The organism is Ferrovibrio sp., assembly GCF_017994015.1.
Lineage (GTDB): Bacteria > Pseudomonadota > Alphaproteobacteria > Ferrovibrionales > Ferrovibrionaceae > Ferrovibrio.
The window spans coordinates 12,606-32,227 of the sequence record NZ_JAGOLP010000001.1; the positions used below are offsets into that span (position 1 = coordinate 12,606).

At 63.4% G+C, this 19,622-nt stretch carries 19 protein-coding genes; 7 read left to right on the top strand and 12 right to left on the bottom strand.

The features are described 5' to 3' along the window. Positions 1–7 precede the first annotated feature (7 nt). Both KBB36_RS00070 and KBB36_RS00075 read right to left on the bottom strand, forming a co-directional pair. Positions 8–427, bottom strand: a complete 420-nt coding sequence (locus KBB36_RS00070) for a M67 family metallopeptidase (RefSeq protein WP_290975246.1) — start codon at positions 425–427, stop codon at positions 8–10. Continuing rightward, a complete protein-coding gene (locus tag KBB36_RS00075) occupies positions 427–789 on the bottom strand; it encodes a hypothetical protein (protein ID WP_290975248.1) in 363 nt (120 codons plus the stop codon). The genes KBB36_RS00070 and KBB36_RS00075 overlap by 1 nt, the downstream gene beginning before the upstream one ends. A 3-nt stretch (positions 790–792) precedes the next feature. On the opposite strand from KBB36_RS00075, the gene KBB36_RS00080 reads away from it, so the two are divergent. Next, entirely contained in the window at positions 793–1,812 is a 1,020-nt protein-coding gene (locus KBB36_RS00080) for an RluA family pseudouridine synthase (protein ID WP_290975250.1), read from the top strand. On the opposite strand, the gene KBB36_RS00085 is transcribed toward KBB36_RS00080, so the two are convergent. Next, on the bottom strand, positions 1,799–2,776 hold the full coding sequence (locus KBB36_RS00085) for a dienelactone hydrolase family protein (RefSeq protein ID WP_290975252.1): 978 nt from the start codon (positions 2,774–2,776) through the stop codon (positions 1,799–1,801). The two genes, KBB36_RS00080 and KBB36_RS00085, sit on opposite strands and share 14 nt — an antisense overlap. 81 nt (positions 2,777–2,857) lie before the next feature. Between KBB36_RS00085 and KBB36_RS00090 the strand changes: the two genes are divergently transcribed. Together KBB36_RS00090 and rpoH are read left to right on the top strand one after the other, a co-directional pair. Continuing rightward, complete coding sequence (locus tag KBB36_RS00090; protein ID WP_290975253.1) at positions 2,858–3,346, top strand: PAS domain-containing protein; 489 nt, start codon at positions 2,858–2,860, stop codon at positions 3,344–3,346. 181 nt (positions 3,347–3,527) lie between these two features. Then, the gene (gene rpoH, locus KBB36_RS00095) at positions 3,528–4,424 is read left to right on the top strand and encodes an RNA polymerase sigma factor RpoH (protein WP_290975255.1); all 897 of its coding nucleotides are present in this window, start codon (positions 3,528–3,530) and stop codon (positions 4,422–4,424) included. On the opposite strand, the gene KBB36_RS00100 is transcribed toward rpoH, so the two are convergent. The 6 genes from KBB36_RS00100 to mutM all read right to left on the bottom strand — a co-directional run bounded on the left by KBB36_RS00100 (position 4,425) and on the right by mutM (position 9,840). After that, a complete protein-coding gene (locus KBB36_RS00100) occupies positions 4,425–5,027 on the bottom strand; it encodes a GAF domain-containing protein (RefSeq protein ID WP_290975257.1) in 603 nt (200 codons plus the stop codon). Between the two features lie 196 nt (positions 5,028–5,223). Next, the gene (locus KBB36_RS00105; RefSeq protein WP_290975259.1) at positions 5,224–6,519 is read right to left on the bottom strand and encodes an adenylosuccinate synthase; all 1,296 of its coding nucleotides are present in this window, start codon (positions 6,517–6,519) and stop codon (positions 5,224–5,226) included. Positions 6,520–6,529: 10 nt separating this feature from the next. Continuing rightward, positions 6,530–7,708 carry an ATP phosphoribosyltransferase regulatory subunit gene (locus tag KBB36_RS00110; RefSeq protein ID WP_290975261.1) on the bottom strand — a complete coding sequence of 393 codons (1,179 nt, stop codon included), beginning with the start codon at positions 7,706–7,708 and terminating at the stop codon, positions 6,530–6,532. 12 nt (positions 7,709–7,720) lie between these two features. Beyond that, on the bottom strand, positions 7,721–8,497 hold the full coding sequence (locus KBB36_RS00115; RefSeq protein WP_290975263.1) for an enoyl-CoA hydratase: 777 nt from the start codon (positions 8,495–8,497) through the stop codon (positions 7,721–7,723). Positions 8,498–8,521: 24 nt separating this feature from the next. Next, on the bottom strand, positions 8,522–8,797 hold the full coding sequence (locus KBB36_RS00120; RefSeq protein ID WP_290975265.1) for a hypothetical protein: 276 nt from the start codon (positions 8,795–8,797) through the stop codon (positions 8,522–8,524). A gap of 218 nt (positions 8,798–9,015) precedes the next feature. After that, positions 9,016–9,840, bottom strand: coding sequence for a bifunctional DNA-formamidopyrimidine glycosylase/DNA-(apurinic or apyrimidinic site) lyase (gene mutM / locus KBB36_RS00125; RefSeq protein ID WP_290975267.1), 825 nt, complete (start codon positions 9,838–9,840; stop codon positions 9,016–9,018). Positions 9,841–9,890: 50 nt separating this feature from the next. Here mutM and ubiE point away from each other — a divergent pair, with 50 nt between their 5' ends. Then, positions 9,891–10,661 (top strand): bifunctional demethylmenaquinone methyltransferase/2-methoxy-6-polyprenyl-1,4-benzoquinol methylase UbiE, encoded by a 771-nt coding sequence (ubiE, locus tag KBB36_RS00130; RefSeq protein WP_290975269.1) that lies wholly within the window; start codon positions 9,891–9,893, stop codon positions 10,659–10,661. Continuing rightward, positions 10,661–12,178 (top strand): 2-polyprenylphenol 6-hydroxylase, encoded by a 1,518-nt coding sequence (gene ubiB, locus KBB36_RS00135; RefSeq protein ID WP_290975271.1) that lies wholly within the window; start codon positions 10,661–10,663, stop codon positions 12,176–12,178. The genes ubiE and ubiB overlap by 1 nt, the downstream gene beginning before the upstream one ends. 55 nt (positions 12,179–12,233) lie before the next feature. Here ubiB and KBB36_RS00140 read toward each other — a convergent pair whose 3' ends face one another. From KBB36_RS00140 to KBB36_RS00150, 3 genes are all read right to left on the bottom strand, one after another. Then, positions 12,234–13,472 carry a porin gene (locus KBB36_RS00140; protein ID WP_290975273.1) on the bottom strand — a complete coding sequence of 413 codons (1,239 nt, stop codon included), beginning with the start codon at positions 13,470–13,472 and terminating at the stop codon, positions 12,234–12,236. 241 nt (positions 13,473–13,713) lie between these two features. Continuing rightward, a complete protein-coding gene (locus KBB36_RS00145; RefSeq protein ID WP_290975275.1) occupies positions 13,714–14,937 on the bottom strand; it encodes a porin in 1,224 nt (407 codons plus the stop codon). Positions 14,938–15,211: 274 nt separating this feature from the next. Then, entirely contained in the window at positions 15,212–16,126 is a 915-nt protein-coding gene (locus KBB36_RS00150) for a methyltransferase domain-containing protein (protein ID WP_290975277.1), read from the bottom strand. 139 nt (positions 16,127–16,265) lie between these two features. On the opposite strand from KBB36_RS00150, the gene KBB36_RS00155 reads away from it, so the two are divergent. Together KBB36_RS00155 and leuS are read left to right on the top strand one after the other, a co-directional pair. After that, a complete protein-coding gene (locus KBB36_RS00155; RefSeq protein ID WP_290975279.1) occupies positions 16,266–16,826 on the top strand; it encodes a DUF3576 domain-containing protein in 561 nt (186 codons plus the stop codon). Between the two features lie 33 nt (positions 16,827–16,859). Then, complete coding sequence (gene leuS, locus KBB36_RS00160) at positions 16,860–19,421, top strand: leucine--tRNA ligase (protein ID WP_290975281.1); 2,562 nt, start codon at positions 16,860–16,862, stop codon at positions 19,419–19,421. Positions 19,422–19,622: the final 201 nt, after the last annotated feature.

Here is a 19,622-nt window from a genome sequence, read left to right on the forward strand (position 1 = left end):
CGAAGCCTCAATCGATATGCAGCGCCAGCGGCGAGAAACTCTTGCCATCGGCTTGGGGAAGGAAAGCGGCCGGCGCCGAGGCACCGGCAGTGGTGACAGCGGAAATCAGCCAGATCAGCGCCGGCTCATGGATCATCGCTGCATCGGTGGCGGAAGGTTCGGCCCAGCCATCGGGATGGCTGTGCCAATGGCCCAGCAGATATTCCTGCCCGCCTGTCTCACGCAGCGCGCGGCGCAGGCGGATCTGCGTGCCGGGATCGATCTCGAAGCTTCGCTCTGGCTGCTCGGCCACATTCGGCGCCGGCACAATGCGGGTGACGGCGGCATCCACCCCCACCAGCAGGGCGCAGGCTTCCAGCGGATAGGCCGCCTGGGCCAACGCGGCAAGCTCGGCGGCACAGGCCTGCGGCAACAGCAGCGCTTGCATCAGCGCTCGATCTGGATGGTGAGCTGGCCGATCGGGTTCAGGGTCTGGCCATGCAGGGCAAACAAGCGCTCGGTGCCATCGGCCAGCCGCACGCGCAGGATGATGCGTTCGCCGCTGGCAAAAACATCGGCCACCCGGCTGTTGCGCGGCAGGTTCAGCACCTGCTCGGCCAGCATGGCGGGTGCAGCCGGCGCCGGCACCAGCTTGGCCGCCGTGGTTTCCGCCGCCCGGCGTTGTGGCACGCCGGTCACCATCGCCACGATCACCGCCAGCAACATGGCCACGAACAGCACACTCAAGCCGATGACGAGCGGCTTCAGCCAGCGTAATCTGGGGTCAGTCTCCTGCTCATCAACTGCCATGTCGTGTCTGATCCCATTCCTATCAACACCGGGTCCATCAATGCCGCGCCGCCGGTGCCGCCCGAACGGGCAGGCGCCAGACTCGACCGCTATCTGGCCGAGGCACTGGACTTTTCCCGGTCGCGGCTGAAAGCCCTGATCGAGCAGGGCCATGTCCGGCTGGGCGATGCGACGATAGCCGACCCCTCGCACAAGATCAAACCGGGCGATGTGTATCAACTGCATGCGCCAGAAGCCGCCAGCGCCGAGCCATTGGCGCAGGACATGCCGCTCAATGTGGTGTTCGAGGATGCGCATCTGATCGTGATCGACAAGCCAGCCGGCCTGGTGGTGCATCCGGCACCGGGCAACCCGGACCACACGCTGGTGAATGCCCTGCTGCATCATTGCGGCGACAGCCTGGCCGGCATCGGCGGCGTGAAGCGCCCCGGCATCGTACACCGCATTGACAAGGACACTTCCGGCCTGCTGGTGGCGGCCAAGACCGATGCCGCGCATCATGGCCTGGCGGAGCTGTTTGCCCGCCATGACATCGAGCGCGAATACCAGGCGCTGGTCTGGGGCCTGCCCAATCCGCTGCAAGGCCGCATCGAAGGCGCCATCGGCCGCGACCCGCGCGACCGCAAACGCATGGCGGTGCGCGGCGACAACACCACCGCCCGCAATAGCAAACCAGCCGTGACACATTATGCCGTAGAGCGGACCTTCCGCGATGCTGCGGGCCAGCCCTATGCGGCGCTGATCCGCTGCCGGCTGGAAACCGGCCGCACACATCAGATCCGCGTGCACCTCACCAGCAAGGGCCATGCCCTGGTGGGTGATCCGGTTTATGGCCGGGCGCGCAGCCTGAAAGCATTGAAGCTGGGCGGCGCGGCGCGCGATGCCCTGGCGGGTTTCCAGCGCCAGGCATTGCATGCCGCCAGCTTGGGCTTTGTGCACCCGGTAACCGGCGCTGATTTACGCTTTGAAAGCCCGCTGCCGGCAGATTTCGCCGACTTGCTGGCGGCCCTCACGGCAGGCTGAATGCCTGGCGCATGGCCTGCTTCAGTGCCGCCAGAGCCTCAGCCCGCACCGCCGCATTGGCGCCACCGCTGACTCCGAGTGTGCGGCATTGCGCCAGGGCCTTGGGTGCATCGGCATTTGGCCGGCCATCGGGACCGGCAGTCTTGATGCCGGAGGTCTGCTCCACCCAACTCAGATCCGCCTGCTGGACAAAAAAGCATTTGCTCCAGTTCTCACCATTCGCCTGGCTCCAGGGCGGCGCGCTGCCATCCCAGCCATGCTGGGCACCGGGATAGATCATGGTTTCAAGCTTGGCGCCGGCGGCTTTCAGCGCTGTGGCAATAATCATGCAGTTTTCGGTGCCGACATAGGTATCCGCCGCCCCCATCAGCATCAGGATCGGCGCTCCGGTGGTGCGCGTATCATAATAATGTGTGTCGCAACCCGGATAAAATGGCACATGCAGCGCAAAGCGCGGCCCGTTTCGGGCATGGCGCTCGGCCATCAGGTGCAGCGCAGCACGCAAGGCCACGCTGCCGCCCTTGGAAAAGCCGGCAATGCCAATGCGCGCCGGATCAAGCCGCGGATGCTGTGCCGCCAGTTTCAGCGCATTGAAGGCATCATTGAGCATGTCATTGGTGCTCACCGTGCTCTGATCCGCGACGGTGCTTTTCACCCCGCGCGGGGTGAAACTATCCGGCACAATCGAGGCCACGCCCATGGCGCTGAATTCCCGCGCATAGGCATATTCCCTGGCATCGGTAACGCCGCCACTGCCATGGATCAGCAGCATGGCCGGCAGCCTTGTGCCGGCAGGCGCTTCAGGCAAAAACAATTCGGCAGTCACACTAACCGGGCCGCTGCGCGACGGGCTGGTGAAACTGAGGCTTTCCTTGCTCACCGCCACCTGCGCCTGGGCCGCACCGGCCCAAATCTGCGCCATCAGCAATACCGCGCCACCGGCGACGATATTCCTTATACGCATGGCACCCTCCCGCCGCCATCTCAACCATCCTGGCGGATTATAGCGGAAATATCGGCAATGCTACGGTAGACTAACAAAGCAATGTCAGACGATACCGCTGCCTCCCTGTCCCTGGTCGATCCGCGTCTGCGCCGCCTGCTGGCCTATTGGCTCGACCGGCGCGGCAAACGCGCCATGCCGGCACGTGGCGATATCGATCCGCTGGATTTTGCCTATCTGCTTGGTTCGATCATGCTGGTGGATGTGCTGCCGCAGCCTGGCGGCGATTTCCGGTTCCGCTACCGGGTTTATGGCGTGGATGCCGTGGCGCATAGCGGCATGGACCTGACCGGCCGCTATACCGAGGATTTTCCTGGTGCCGAATTTGCCGCCAAGCTGAAGCAAAGCTATACCAATCTGGTGCAGGGCGGCGTGCCGCGCCGGGTGCAGCGGCGGGAATATAATGATGGCCGCTATTACGAGCTGGAGGGCCTGCTGCTGCCGCTGGGCGATGCGGCGGGCATCAACATGATCCTGGTCGGCATGGCTTTCGGCCCCTGGATGATGGGTATTGCCCCGCCACAGGCCTGATTCCTGCGCCTGAATCGCCCAGGATGTGACGCGGATCAAGGTTTTGGCATTCGGGCAGGCGCAGGCTGGAGGTGCCGCAATTCCGCCGCATTCGCCCGCTCAGATATTGAATATGGCACGACCCGATACCACATCCACGACAACGCCCGGGGACAACCCGGCCGGGGGAGTTGATACCACCATGTCACGCAGCCTTGTTTTACCTTCCATATCCGCCGATGGCGGGCTGACCCGCTATCTGTCCGAAATCCGCCGCTTTCCCATGCTGGCGCCGGAAGAGGAATTCATGCTGGCAAAGGCCTGGCGTGAGCGTGAAGACGTGGAGGCGGCGCATAAGCTGGTGACCAGCCATCTGAGGCTGGTGGCCAAGATCGCCATGGGGTATCGCGGCTATGGCCTGCCGCTGGGCGAGCTGATCGCCGAGGGTAATATCGGCATGATGCAGGCGGTGAAGCGCTATGACCCGGATCGGGGTTTCCGCCTCTCCACTTATGCCATGTGGTGGATTCGCGCCTCGATCCAGGAATATATCCTGCGCTCCTGGTCGCTGGTGAAAATCGGCACCACCGCCGCGCAGAAGAAGCTGTTTTTCAACCTGCGCCGCATCCGCGGCCAGATGAAGGCGATTGATGGCGGCCAGCTTACGCCCGAGCAGGTGGAAGCCATCGCCACCCAGCTGGATGTGGCGCGCGAGGAGGTGATCTCGATGGATCGCCGCCTGGCCGGCCCGGATAGCAGCCTGAATGCGCCGTTGCGTGGCGACGAAGACGGCGATGCGCAATGGCAGGACTGGCTGGTGGATGAAACCCCGAGCCAGGAAACCCGGCTGGCTGAAGGCCAGGAATTTGCCGCCCGCAACAAGTTGCTCGGCAGCGCCATGGCCACGCTCAACGAGCGCGAACGCGATATCCTGGTCCAGCGCCGACTGATTGACGAGCCGGCGACTTTGGAAGACCTGTCAGCGCGCTACAATATCAGCCGCGAACGGGTGCGCCAGATCGAAGTACGGGCCTTCGAAAAGGTGCAGAAGGCGGTGCGCGAAGCCGCGATCCGCGACGGCATCAGCCCAACGCCGTAATCAATGCAGACGGCGCGGCATTTCCCGCGCCGCTGCGCCGAGAGCGGCATCCAGATCGGTTTCCGCCTCATCCATCCAATCGGCCTTTAGCTCGGCTGCCGCGGTGCTATCCGACGCCTGCTGTGCGGCGGCATGGTATTCGCCATGGCGGCGAATGGCGCCGCCCAATGCCTGGGCCAGATGGCGCAGCACATAGATATCACGCTCGCGCCAATCGCCGCTCTGTTCGGCACGCTCGCAGCAGAACATCGCGGTTGGCTGGTTGCTGCTATCCACCAGCAAAAGATCGAGGCGGTTTTGCAGCTTGCTGCCATCACCGGCCAAGGCCGGCGCCGCATCGGTGGCGGTGGCACCCAGACCATCTCTGGCCGCCTTGAGGTAAATCGCCGCCTCGGTTTGCGGGATCACCCGGCCCTGACTGAAGCCACCTTGCGTCGTATCAAACTGGCGCTGGCAGATCATGGCGCCATCCTCGTCAAACAGCCAGATGCCGGCGCGGGCGGCTTGCGCCGCTTCCACCGCATCAAGGCAGATGGCTTCGCACAGATCGTCGATATCCGCCATGCTGAGCTGTTCGTCCTGGGCTTGCTGAGTTCTGAGCATCGCTGCGCAACTTCCTACGGTTAAGCGGGCTGTTGCACGACAATCTAAAGGCCAGGCGACGGAACAAAAGTTAGCATCCGGTTATACGGATTAATTTAGGGTCATACCGGCAATTGCTGCGCGAAAGCCGCGCCGCTGGTTCAGCAGCGGCGGGCAATGCGACGAAATATGCGCGGCGAAACAACGCCGTATCGAATCAATCCTCGAACGGGTCTTTCATCAGGATGGTGTCATCCCGTTCCGGGCTGGTGGAGAGCAAGGCCACCGGCGCACCGATCAGTTCTTCGATGCGGCGGACATACTTCACGGCTTCGCCCGGCAATTGGGTCCAGGATCGTGCGCCGCGCGTCGAATCCTGCCAGCCTTCCATGGTTTCGTAGATCGGCCGCGCCGCCGCCTGCTCGGCCATGCCGGAGGGGAAATAATCCAGCCGCTTGCCATTCAGTTCATAGCCGATGCAGAGCTTCACTTCCTTCAAGCCATCCAGCACATCCAGCTTGGTCAGCGCGATGCCATGGATGCCATTGAGCTTCACGGTCTGGCGCACCAGCACGGCATCGAACCAGCCGCAGCGCCGCTTGCGCCCGGTGACCACGCCGAATTCATGGCCCTTCTCGCCGAGCCATTGACCAATCTCGTCGGTCAGTTCGGTGGGAAACGGGCCTTCGCCAACCCGCGTGGTATAGGCTTTGACGATGCCGAGGATGTAATTCAGCGCACCCGGGCCAAGGCCGGAACCGGCCGAAGCCTGGCCGGCCAGGGTGTTGGACGAGGTGACAAACGGATAAGTGCCGTGATCAACATCCAGCAGCGAGCCTTGCGCACCTTCAAACAGAATCCTTTTGCCGGCGCGGCGCATCTCGTCAAGCTCGGCCCAGGCCGGCACGGCATAGGGCAGCACGCCCAGCGCCACTTCCTCAAGCTGCTTGAGCAATTCGGCACGATCCACCACCGGCGCGCCCAGGCCTTTGCGCAGCGCATTGTGATGCGCCAGCAGGCCGTCCACCTTACGCTCCAGCATCGGCCTGTCAGCTAGGTCGCAAACCCGGATGGCGCGGCGGCCGATCTTGTCCTCATAGGCCGGGCCGATGCCGCGCCGTGTGGTGCCGATCTTCACCCCGGCATCCACCGCATCCTCGCGCAGACCATCCAGTTCGCGATGCAGCGGCAGGATCAGCACGGCGTTATCAGCCAGCTTGAGGGTTTCGGGCGAAATCGCCACGCCCTGGCCGCGCAGCTTCTCGATCTCGGCCAGCAGTGCCCATGGGTCCACCACCACGCCGCTGCCGATCACCGACAATTTGCCTGGCCGCACAATGCCCGAAGGCAGCAGCGACAGCTTGTAGGTGACGCCATCAATCACCAGGGTATGACCGGCATTATGGCCACCCTGAAACCGCACCACGGCATCGGCGCGCAAGGACAACCAGTCAACAATCTTGCCCTTGCCCTCGTCGCCCCACTGGGCGCCCACCACAACTACATTGCTCATCGGAAAATCCTTACGCTGAGACGGCGCAGACGGTCTGACCGTCCCACCAATGGGTGCAATTCGCCTGTTTTGCCGCCTGCTGCGGCTGGTTTTGCTCCGGTTCCAGCGCCGCCCAGGTGCTGTAACCTTCAGCACGCAGCCGCGCCGCCACGGCATGGCTGGTGCCGAATGGCAGATAAAGCAACGGCTTGGCCGGCATCGCCGGCAGGCCGCGCATCACGCTGTCCAGGTAAAGCGTGAAGCCGGTGGCGGTTTCGCCGCCCGGGGTGACATAACGCCCGCCACGCCCCAATTCGCCGCGCACATTGCGGGCAAACAGCGTGTAGCTGATGCCGGTATGATACTCGAACCCGCGGAATTCGCCGGGATCAAGCGTGAGCAGCAAATCCGGCGCTGCCGCAGCCACTTCCGCCACCAGGCGATCCAGATCGGCAACGATGGCGGCGGCGGCATCTGATAGCTGCATCGCCTTGAGACCCTGGATCGCCGCCGGGGCCGGGCCGGCCAGCGCCAGCAGGCGCAGCAGATCAGGCCCGGCCGCGCCGGCAGCGGCCTTCAATTCAGCCGCATCCTTGCGATCCAGCGCACGGCGCGCCGCCTTGGCCTGGCGCGGCTCCAGGCCATGCGCCGCCATGATGGCCGGCGCCAGCAAAGGCTGGGTGATATCCAGCGACAGATGCTTCACGCCGAGCCGGGCCACGGCTTCGGCGGCCAGCAAAGCCACTTCCACATCGGCGGCCAGGGCCGCCGCACCGATCAGTTCAAAACCGGCCTGGGCGAATTGCCGCTCGGGTCGCAATTGTGTGCCGCGCACCCGCAGCACCTGGCCGGCATAGGCCAGCCGCAGCGGGCGCGGCGCCAGTTTCAGCCGGCTGCCGGCAATACGCGCCACTTGCAGGGTGATATCGGTGCGCAGGCCCATCATGCGCTGCGATACCGGGTCCATCACCCGGAACATCTGGCCGGCCAGATCCTGGCCCGAGCCGGCCAGCAAGGTTTCCTCAAACTCGATCAGCGGCGGCTTGACCCGGGCATAGCCTTGCGCGGCAAAACTGCCCAGCAGGCTTTCCGAAGCAAATGCCTCCCAATCGGCGCGCGGCGGCAGCACATCGCGCAGGCCGGCCGGCAGCAGCGCGAGCGACTGTTCTTCCACCATCTCGGCGGCCTTGGCGCGCGTCTTGGGAGCCATCTCTCTGCCGCCTTACCGGTTCTTGAAACTGGGTTTGCGCTTCTCGGCGAAGGCGGCCATGCCTTCTTTCTGGTCCTCGAAAGCAAAGGTGGAATGGAACACCCGGCGCTCAAACCGCACACCCTCGCTGAGCGTGGTTTCATAGGCGCGGTTGACCGCTTCCTTGGCGATCATCACCACCGGGCGCGACAATTCAGCGATTCGGCTGGCCGCCTTGATCGCCTCATCCAGCAATTGCTCCTTCGGCACCACACGGCTGACCAGGCCGGCGCGCTCGGCTTCCGCCGCATCCATCATGCGGCCGGTGAGGCACATTTCCATCGCCTTGGATTTGCCGACAAAGCGGGTCAGGCGCTGGGTGCCGCCGGCGCCCGGGATGGTGCCGAGATTGATCTCAGGCTGGCCGAATTTGGCGTTATCCGCCGCCAGGATAAAATCGCACATCATGGCCAATTCGCAGCCGCCGCCCAGAGCAAAGCCGGCCACTGCAGCGATCACCGGCTTGCGGCAGCGCGTAACCCGCTCCCAGCCGGCGGTGATGAAATCGCTGCTGTAAACGTCGATATAGCTCTTGTCCTTCATCTCCTTGATATCGGCGCCGGCCGCGAAGGCCTTTTCCGACCCGGTGATGACCATGCAGCCGATGCCGTCATCGGCCTCGAACTTATCCACAGCATCCGACAATTCAGCCATCAACTGGGCACAGAGTGCGTTCAGCGCCTGCGGCCGGTTCAGGGTGATCAGGCCCACCGGGCCGCGCGTTTCCACCAGGATCATTTCGTAGCTCATCGTTCTTCCCTTATTTGACTGCTTTTATTGGCGCGGCGTCAGTTCAAAACGCACGGTCAGCGCGCCACCCGGATGACTGATCTCCAGCCGCAGGATTTCCGCCTCGCGCTGGAACCGGGTTTCCGACAGGCTCTGCCAGCCAAGCTGCGGCAGGGTCTGGGCATAAAAAGCCAGCACGGCATTGCGCGTCACATTGCCACGTGCCTCGGCGGTCAGGATACGGCCGGTCGGCTTGTCAAACACCAGCGCCGCAGCGCGGTCTTCCACCAGGCCCGGCATCACCGGCACATCCTCTGCCACCGAGAGGAAAATATCCGCCGCAAAAGCTGTGGAAACGCCGAAAATGGTTGCAAAAAAACCCGCCGGCGCGCCCCCGGACAAAGCGAGGCATACGGCCAGCGCCAGGGCGGAACGGGATGTCCGGCCGGGACACGACATGCGGCGGACCATGCCAGTTCAGCGCCGGTTTGGAAAGAGCCGGCGGGGTGGGGAATCGGCCTGAATCCGCCCTGGCTGGCCTACTTCTGGCAATGGCCGCAGAAGAAGGTGGAGCGGCCGGATTGCACAATGCGCTTGATCGGGCGCTGGCAGGCATGGCAGGGCTGGTCTTCGCGGTCATAGACCCGGAACCGGGTCTGGAAATAGCCCAGTTCGCCATTGGTCTGCACATAATCGCGCAAGGAGGAACCACCGGCCTCAACCGCTTCCAGCAGCACATCCTTGATCGCCGGCACCAGCTTTTCCAGCCGCTTTGGCGCCACCGAACCGGCCAACCGCTCGGGGTGAATCCCAGCACGATAGAGCGCTTCCGAAACATAGATATTGCCTAGGCCGGCCACCACGCGCTGATCCAGCAGGGCCGCCTTCATCGGCGTGCGTTTGCCATGCAGGGCGGCAATCAGCACTGCCGGGGTGAAGGCATCATCCAGCGGTTCCGGCCCGATATTGCCGAGCAGCTTATGGCCGGCCAGGGCCGGGGCTTCGATCAGATCCATCATGCCGAAGCGGCGGGCATCGTTGAAGGTGACCGACCAGCCATCATCGGTGCCGAAGATCACATGGTCATGCGGGCCGATATCATTCGGCCAGCCCTGGCGGATCACCATGCGGCCCGACATGCCGAGATGGATCAGCCAGACCAGGCCACCGGAAAGCCGCAACAGGATGTATTTGGCGCGGCGCTCCAGCGCCTCCACCTGCCGATCCCGGATACGAGCGGCGAAATCGGCCGGCAGCGGAAAACGCAGATCGGGCCGCCGCGCCTCGATGCGGGTGATGCGCCGGTCCTGCAATTTGAGGGCAAGGCCGCGCCGGGTGGTTTCGACTTCGGGCAATTCAGGCATGCGGCTCTGTCTATACCGCGCAGGGCCGGTTTCGGCTATGGTTTGCGGCCATGACCCAGGATCAGCAAAGCGGGCCGCAGAGCAGCGGCGAAACCCATTTCGGCTTCACCCAGGTGCCCGAGGCAGACAAGGTGCGCCTGGTGCGCCAGGTGTTTGAAAGCGTGGCGCCGCGCTACGACCTGATGAACGACCTGATGTCGGCTGGCGTGCACCGCTTGTGGAAAAACGCCATGGTGGAGTGGCTTGATCCGCGCGGCGTCCTCACCGTGCTGGACATGGCCGGCGGCACCGGCGATATCGCCTTCCGCATCCATGACCGTGCGCCGGAGGCGCAAATCCTGGTGGCCGATATCAATGCCGCCATGCTGGGCCAGGGCCGCAGCCGCGCCATCGATCAGGCACGGCTCGACCGCCTGTCCTGGGCCTGCATGAATGCTGAGAGCCTGCCGCTGCCGGATCGTTGCGTGGATGCCTATACCATCGCTTTCGGCATCCGCAATGTCACCCATATCGAGCAGGCCCTGGCCGAAGCCTGGCGCGTACTGAAGCCGGGCGGTCGTTTCCTGTGCCTGGAATTCTCGGCCGTGAGCAATCCTGCCCTGGCCAAATTCTACGATCTTTATTCCTTCCAGCTATTGCCGCGCATCGGCCAGATTGTGGCGCAAGACGGCGATTCGTATCGCTATCTGGTGGAGAGCATCCGGCGCTTCCCCAATCAGGAAAATTTCGCCGAAATGATCCGCGCTGCCGGCTTCGGCCAGGTGAAATACCGCAATCTTTCCGGCGGCATCGCCGCGATGCATTCGGGCTGGCGGCTCTGATGCCGGGCGGTTTGCGCCATCTCGGCCGGTTCTTTGAGATCGGCCGCATCCTGGCGCGGCATGATGCCCTTTTCATGCTGCGCGAGGCGCCTTTGCCGCCGATGCTGAAAGCCGGCATGGCCGTGTTCCAGGGGCTGTTCGGCCGGCGCCTGCCCGACTTGCGGCCGGGTGAAAGACTGGCCAATGCCATGGCCGAATTGGGGCCGAGTTTCATCAAGCTGGGGCAAATCCTGAGCGTGCGGCCTGATCTGGTGGGGCCGGAACTGGCGGAAGATCTTGGCCGGCTGCGCGACAAGCTGCCGCCCTTTGCCTGGAGCGAGGCCAAGGCGAGCATCGAGACCGAATTGGGCGGTCGGCTGGATGACCTGTTTGTTGGCTTCGAGCCTGAGCCGGTGGCAGCGGCCAGCGTGGCGCAGGTGCATTTTGCCGAAGCAGCGGATGGCAGCAAGTTGGCGGTGAAAGTGCTGCGGCCCGGCGTGGAAGCGGCTTTCGCCCGCGACCTGGCCTTATTCGCCTGGCTTGCCGATCTGAGCGAAGACTGCCTGCCCGGCATGCACCGGCTGCGGCCGCGCGCCGTGGTGCAGGCGATTGCCGCCCAGGTGGCGATTGAGATGGATCTGCGCCTGGAAGCCGCTGCGGCTTCTGAAATCGCCGATAATTTCCGCGACGATGCCGACCTGCTGGTGCCGCGCCCGGACTGGAACCGCACCGCGCGCCGGGTGCTGACGCTGCAACGTATTGCCGGCATTCCGATTGAAGACCGTGCCGCCCTGCTGGCTGCCGGCCATGACCTGCCGCGACTGGCCGAGCGCGTGATCCAGGTGTTTCTGCGCCAGGCCCTGCGCGACGGCTATTTCCACGCCGACATGCATCATGGCAACCTGTTTGTTGGCGAGAATGGCCGGCTGGAACTGGTTGATTTTGGCATCATGGGCCGCATCGACATGCCGACCCGTCGCTTCATGGCCGAAATGCTGGGCGCCTTCCTGGCCGGCGACTGGCGCCGCGCCGCCGAAGTGCATATCGAGGCCGGCTATGTGCCGCTTGATCCGGCCAATGGGCGCACCGTGGAGGCTTTTGCCCAGGCCTGCCGTTCCATCGGTGAACCGATCCTGGGCAAGCCGGTGACGGAAATTTCCATCGGCCGCCTGCTGGCGCAGCTGTTCCAGATCACCGAAACCTTCGGCATGCGCACCCAGCCACATCTGCTGCTGCTGCAAAAAACCATGGTGACGGTGGAAGGTGTGGCGCGCAGCCTGGATGAGACTGTGAATTTCTGGGAAGCCTCGCGCCCGGTGGTGCTGGCCTGGGCGGCCGAGCATATGGGGCCGGAAGCGCAAATCCGCGACGCCATACTAAATAGCATGGCCAGCTTGCGCCGCCTGCCCAAGCTGCTGGACCGGCTGGAGGCGGCTGACGAGCCGCGGCCGGTTATTGAGCAAGCCCCAGACCGCAAACTGCATTGGCTGCTCGGCCTCATCGCCGTGCTGCTGGCAGCAAACCTGCTGCTGGATTGAGGCAACAAAAAAGGGGCGGATTGCGCCGCCCCTTTTCGTCAGTTGTGTGGTCAGCTCAGAAGGTCAGGTTGACACCGAGCACGCCGAAATTGGCCTTTGATTCATTGGCCCGCACCGCATTGCCATCGGTGTATTCATAGGTGCCGGCGCCGCCATAAAGCTTGATGCCGGTGGCCAGCATGTAGCTGACGCCAAGCTGCAAAATCTCGGCCTTGTCGTCGGCCAGGCCGGCTTCCTCGCCCTTGGCATGCCAGTAATCGCCACCCACGCCAATCGATCCGGGCTGGCTGCCATTGGTGGTGTAGAGGAAACCAACAATATAGGAGCGGCGGTCGATGGTGCTGGTGACTTCTTCCGACTTGTAGCCGCCGCCAACGCCGACAGTGGAGCCGCCGCCCAGGGCATAGGTGACCTGGGAACCGGCCTGCCAGCCATTCAGCCGCGCCTGACCTGCGGTGCCGGCATTGGTGGCGGTGTTGATGCCAACGCTTTCAATACGGGTGCTGACATAACCGGCCGACAGCGCGACCGTGAAATCACCGAACGATTCGATATAATTGGCGGCCACATTGTAGTGGTTGCGCACCGAGCCATTCACCGTGTTGCTGAAGCCGGCATCGCAATTGGTGATGTTGCCGGCAGCCGCGAACTGGCCACCGCCATTATTGTAATCCTGGCAGCCATCCGGCACGTATGAGACGCCGAGTTGCAGGCCCTTGCCAGCCTTGGAGCCGAAATAGCGGTTCGACGAGGTGTAGATATTGATACCCTCGGCATCGTTGCCGTGATTGGCGAACCACATCGAAGTGGGGCCGGCACGGTTATTGGTCGGCACCACGAAGGGCGCATTTTCCGATGTCGCCGTGGAGATGTTGTCCTGGCCCGGCAATGTAGTGTTGGGCGAGAAATACTGCATCTTGGCCGCCACGCGGTCGGTCGAACCGACCTCGACCTTGCCCATGTCGTTTTCAAACCAGAGATAGCTCTCGTCGATCTGATCGCCGTCGCTGGCGGCTTCCAGCTCGACGCGGCCGCCAACCCGCAGGCCATTATCCAGCACGGCACGGAGGTTGAACCAGATTTCGGCATTCGGGCCGCCAAAGGTGGCGGTTGATTTGTCGGTCTGGGCCGAGCCGGTCACCTTGTCGCGGTCCTGCACCTTGAAGGTGCGGGTCATGTAACCGCCAACAGTGACGCCAAGCGGTTCGGCCTTGACCTGGGCGAAGGCGTTGTCTGCCAGCATCAGGCCGGCGGCGGCAACCAGGGCGGTTTGTAAAAGCAGGGAGGATTTCATCGGGGGCTCCGGATTTACGATACGCAGGGAAGATGGGAAAGCGTGGCGTAAAAGGGAAGCGGGCAGGTCACGGCCCTGTGATCATGAACACGCGAGCAGCAGTTTTGATCCGTGAACTGAAAAAGTGATCAGGCCAATTATCGGCCTCAAAAGGCATTCCGGCCAAAGAAGATACGGCTCTGACAAAAGAAAAGGGGCAGGTTGCCCTGCCCCTTTCCACTAACCGATCCGAAGGATCGAATTAGAACACCAGGTTCACACCCAGCAGACCGAAATTGGCCTTGGTGTCGCCAGCGCCGATCGCGGCAGCGCCGTCTTCCCACTCGTAGGTGCCCGCGCCGCCATACAGCTTGATGCCGGTGGCGAGCTGGTAGCTGACGCCAACCTGGAACAGCTTGGCGGTGTCGTCGGCCTGGCCGACTTCCTCACCCTTGGCCTTCCAGAAGTCGGCGCCGACGCCGATCGAACCCGGAGCAGCGCCGTTGGTCAGGTACATCAGGCCGACAACGTAGACGTTGCGGTCGACAGTGGCCGACACTTCTTCACGCTTCAGACCGCCACCGACGGCAACGGTCGAACCGCCACCGAGAGCATAGGTCAGCTGAGCGCCGGCGTTCCAGCCGGTGACGCGCTTCGGAACCGCAGCGGCAGCAGTGGCAGCAGTCGGCTCGGCGCGGCTGCTGATGTAGCCGGCATAGAGAGCAACGCTGACATCGCCGAACGACTCGAGGTAGTTGGCGGCGAAGGTGTGCTGGTTACGCACCGAACCATTGATGGTCGAGCTGAAACCGTTGTCGCAGTTGGTCACGGTCGCAGCGGCAGCGAACTGGCCACCGGCGTTGTTGTAGTCCTGGCAGCCATCCGGGGTGTACGAATAGCCGAGCTGCAGGCCCTTGCCAGCCTTCGAACCGAAATAGCGGTTCGAGGAGGTGTACAGGTTGATACCTTCAGCGTCGTTGGCCGCATTGGCGAACCACATCGACACGCCACCAGCCTGGTTGCCGGTGCCCGCGATGATGGCCGAGTTTTCCGACACCTGACCAGTGCCCTGGCCCGAGATGGTGGAGTTCGGGGAGAAATACTGCATCTTCGAAGCAACGCGGTCGGTCGAGCCAAGCTCGATGCGGCCCATGTCGTTTTCGAACCAGACATAGCTTTCGTCGATCTGGTCGCCGTCCGAGGCGCCTTCCAGCTCAACGCGGCCGCCGATGCGCAGGCCGTTATCCAGCACGGCGCGCAGGCTGAACCAGATTTCGGCATCCGGACCACCGAAGGTCACCGGGGCCTTGTCGGTCTGGCCCGAACCAGTGACCTTGTCACGGTCCTGGACCTTGAAGGTGCGGGTCATGTAGCCGCCGACGGTCACGCCGAGCGGTTCAGCCTTCACCTGAGCGAACGAGGCATCGGCCAGCATAACGCCAGCAGCAGCCACGAGCGCGGTTTGCAGAAGCAGAGTCTTCTTCATCTCTATTCCTCTCCCACCGGGGTCTAAAGGTTTTCAGAGCTAATAATTAGCAGAGAACAATCAGCCCGGCTGGGCTAACTGATCCTGGGCATGAAGCCACTCCGCCCCCCTCTCTGTCAATAAAAGCGGCACATTGCGCCACCTTTTTGCCGCAAGTGTTGCAGATGCGCCACATTCTATTTCAGAAAACCTGGATTTCCGGTATTTATGGTCAACGTGTTGATCCACAGCACCCGCACAAGGCGTTCAACTGGCGGGCGGCAAAAGCGCCCGATTACCGCGAATCGCCCAGCACAAGCCGAAACGCCCGCCCCGGTTCTGCCACACCCTGTTCCACCCGCAGCGGCGCGTCCAGACTATCGGCGAGCCGGAAACCATGGCTGGCGGCAAGCTCGGCAATGTAACTATCGCTCTGGCGGTATCGGCCCGTGGGCATCAACTGCACAGGAGTTGTGGCCTCGCCGCGTTCGATGGTGGCGAGGATTTCCCCGCCCGGCCGCAGCACCCGGGCCGCCTGGGCAAAAAAACGCTCCAGCCGGCCAATATAAATGAACACATCCGTGGATAGCAGCGCATCATAAACCTGGGCCGGAATCTGCTCCAGGAATTGGTGAATTTCCGCCACGGCCAGCCGGTCGTAAGCTGGTTGCCCGGCAACCTGGCGGCGCTTCGCCTGCTCAATCATGCGCGGCGCCAGATCGATGCCATCCAGCCGGCTGGCATAGGGGCGGAAAAGCGGCCCGTTCAGCCCGGTGCCACAGCCAATATCCAGCAGGGCACGGCTGGCATCCGGCAGCCAGGCTTGTTCAGCCAGACTGCGGATCATCCAGGGGCCACGGTATTTCAGCGCGGCCAGATGGCGGTCAAAAGTATCGGCATGGCCATCAAACACCCAGCGCAGATAATCATCCGGCGCCCGCTCGGTGGTGTTGCCTGCCAGGGAATCGACCAGATGCCGGATGGCGCCGGATTGTGGCGCCAGTTCCAGTGCAGCCCGCAGATGCTGCAAGGCAAGATCGGGTTGACGCTGTTCCAGAAAGCATTGCCCAAGGCCAAGCTGGGCACCGGCATGGCCCTGTGGCATTGCCGCAAGCACAGCGCGATAGAGCTGCATGGCAGCATTGATCTCGCCACCGGCTTGTTTTTGCCAGGCTTCGGCCATGCAGGCGTCGATTTCTTCAGGGCTCATCTGAACTTGTGAACTGGAGCAATAAGGTGGGCTTGTGGGCGATTCTTTTTAACGCTCCGGCGATTGGCGCGGCGGAGGGCGATATGCTAGTCAAAGAGGCACCGATGGCGGCTTTGGCGCCCTGCGGAGGATAGCATTCATGATTCGGTTCCGCCAGTTTCCGACCCACAAGGCCGTGCTGGCCGCGGCTCTTGCCCTTACATTGGGCCTTGGCGCCTGCGGCGGCGGTAGTGGCGATTACGTGCCCTATCCCGAAAAGGGGCCAGATGGCACGGTGAATCCGAACCCGACCGGGGAGCGGCAGACCCTTTTCGGCTCTGGCGGCCTGTTTTCCAGTGGCGGCAGCAAAAAGCCCGAGGAAGGCGGCGGCGCCGGCATTGGCGTCAACAGCTTCCTGTGGCGCGCCTCGCTGGACACCATCTCGTTCATGCCGCTGGCCTCGGCTGATCCGTTTGGCGGCGTGATCATCACCGACTGGTATGCGGCGCAGCAAACCCCGACCGAGCGTTTCAAGGTGACGGTTTACATCCTGGACAAGGCTTTGCGCGCCGACGGCATCCGCGTCAGCGTGTTTCGCCAGGTGCGCCAGGGCGAAAACTGGGCCGACCAGCCTACCGCACCGGAAACCGGCGTGAGCATGGAAAACGCCATCCTGCAACGCGCCCGCGAGTTGCGCGTCGAGTCGGAAGCCCGACGCTAGTTTCAGTTTCACCTGACAAGACGGTTTGAAGTGATGTCGCGTTACAACGCCAAGGTGGTGGAAGCCAAGTGGCAGCAGGAATGGGATGCCCATGGCTCCTTCCGCGCCAAGCCCGACCGCTCGCGCCCGAAATACTATGTGCTGGAGATGTTTCCCTATCCGTCGGGGCGCATCCATATGGGCCATGTGCGCAACTACACGCTGGGCGATGTGGTGGCGCGCTACAAGCGGGCGCGCGGCTTCAATGTGCTGCATCCGATGGGCTGGGATGCCTTTGGCCTGCCGGCCGAGAATGCGGCGCAGGAAAAGAAGGTGCATCCTGCCGCCTGGACCTACGACAATATCGCCAATATGCGCGCCGAGCTGAAGCGCATGGGCCTGTCGCTGGACTGGGATTGCGAATTGGCGACCTGCCATCCGGGTTATTACAAGCACCAGCAGAAACTGTTCCTGGATCTGTTCAAGGCCGGCCTGGCCTATCGCAAGGAAAGCTTCGTCAACTGGGATCCGGTGGACCACACCGTGCTGGCCAACGAGCAGGTGATTGATGGCCGCGGCTGGCGCTCCGGCGCCATTGTTGAACGCCGCAAGCTGAGCCAGTGGTTCTTCAAGATCACGCAATATGCCGATGACCTGCTGGAAGCGCTGAACGATCTCGACCGCTGGCCGGAACGGGTGCGGCTGATGCAGCAGAACTGGATCGGCAAGTCGGAAGGCGCGCGGTTCCATTTTGACCTGGCCGACCGCGCTGACAAGATCGAGGTGTATTCCACCCGGCCCGACACGCTGTATGGCGCCAGCTTTGTCGCCATCTCGGCGGATCATCCGCTGGCCGCTGAAATGGCCGCGAAAGATGCCGGCCTGGCTGCCTTCATCGAGGAATGCCGCCAGACCGGCACGGCGGAAGCCGAATTGGAAAAGGCCGAGAAAAAGGGCTATCGCCTGCCCGTCGAGGCGCTGCATCCGTTTGACCCGGCCTGGCGCCTGCCGGTCTATGTCGCCAACTTCGTGCTGATGGAATACGGCACCGGCGCGATTTTCGGCTGCCCGGCGCATGACCAGCGCGACCTGGATTTTGCCCGCAAATATGGCCTGACGGTGCAGGCTGTGGTGGCGCCCAAGGGCGCAAGCACGCTCGAGGTCGGCACCGAAGCCTTTACCGACACGGATAACACCGTGGCGATCAATTCCGGCTTTCTGGATGGCCTGGGCGTGGCGGAAGCCAAGCGCGCCGCGATTGCCCGACTGGAAGAACTGAAGGCCGGCAGCGGCACCGTGACCTATCGCCTGCGCGACTGGGGCGTCAGCCGCCAGCGCTATTGGGGTTGCCCGATCCCGATGATCCATTGCGACACGTGTGGCGTGGTGCCGGTGCCGGAGGATCAGCTGCCGGTGACGTTGCCCGAGGATGTCAGCTTTGACCGCCCGGGCAATCCGCTGGACCATCACCCGACCTGGAAACATGTGAATTGCCCAAGCTGCGGCAAGCCGGCGCGGCGCGAAACCGATACCTGCGACACCTTTGTGGATAGTTCCTGGTATTTCGCCCGCTTCTGCTCAGCGCGCCATGATGCGCCGATGGATAGCGACGCGGTGGATTACTGGCTGCCGGTGGATCAGTATATCGGCGGCATCGAGCATGCCATCCTGCATCTGCTGTATTCGCGTTTCTTCACCCGGGCCTTGCGCGATACCGGGCATGTGAAGGTGGCCGAGCCGTTTGCCGGCCTGTTCACCCAGGGCATGGTCTGCCACGAGACCTACAAGGACACTTCCGGCGCCTGGCTGTTCCCGACCGATATCCGCAAGGAAGCCGGCCAGGTGGTGCATGCCGTCACCGGCCAGCCGGTGACGGTTGGCCGCGTTGAGAAGATGTCGAAATCGAAGAAGAACGTGATCGACCCCGGCCTGATCATCGAGACCTATGGCGCCGATACCGCACGCTGGTTCATGCTGTCTGACAGCCCGCCGGAGCGCGACCTGGAATGGACCGAAGCCGGCGCCGAGGGCGCCTGGCGCTTCACCCAGCGGCTTTATCGCCTGGTGACCGAGCCGAAGGCGCCGATTGCGGCGGCCGGCGAGAGTTTGCCTGCCGAATGGAGCAGCGAAGCGCTGGAGCTGCGCCGCGCGCTGCACAAGGCCATCATTGCGCTGACCCAGGATCTGGAGCAGTTCCATTTCAACAAGGCCGTGGCGCGCGTGCATGAATTCGCCAACACGCTGGAAGCGCACCGGGCGACCGATGCCAGTTCGGCCGTGGCGCGGCGCGAGGCGCTGGAAAACCTGGCCCGCCTGATCGCGCCGATGGTGCCGCATCTGGCCGAGGAAATCTGGCAGACCCTGGGCAATAGCGGCATGGTGGTGGACCAGCCCTGGCCCGAAGCCGATGCCGATCTGGCGCGCGACGATAACGTGACCATCGCGGTGCAGGTTTCCGGCAAGCTGCGCGCGACCGTGCAGGTGGCCCGCGACATGGACAAGGCGGCGCTGGAAGCCCTGGCGCTGGCCAATGACAACGTGCTGCGCGCCATGGAAGGCAAGCCGGCGCGCAAGGTGATCGTGGTGCCGAACCGGATCGTGAATGTGGTGGTCTAGAGCGCTTCATATTCATTTGGAAGCACCTGCGTTGCGTCTGGAGGCGGTAGCCGCTAGGAGAAGCGCGCAGCAGGTACCTCGCGGTACCTGCGAGCGTTTCGACAGCCCAAGCTCGCGAGCGTCCAGTGGACGCTCGTGTGCGCAGGGCGGATGCCGCCTCCAGACGCAACCCCGGAGGGGCCGGGCGCTTTTGCGTTTTGC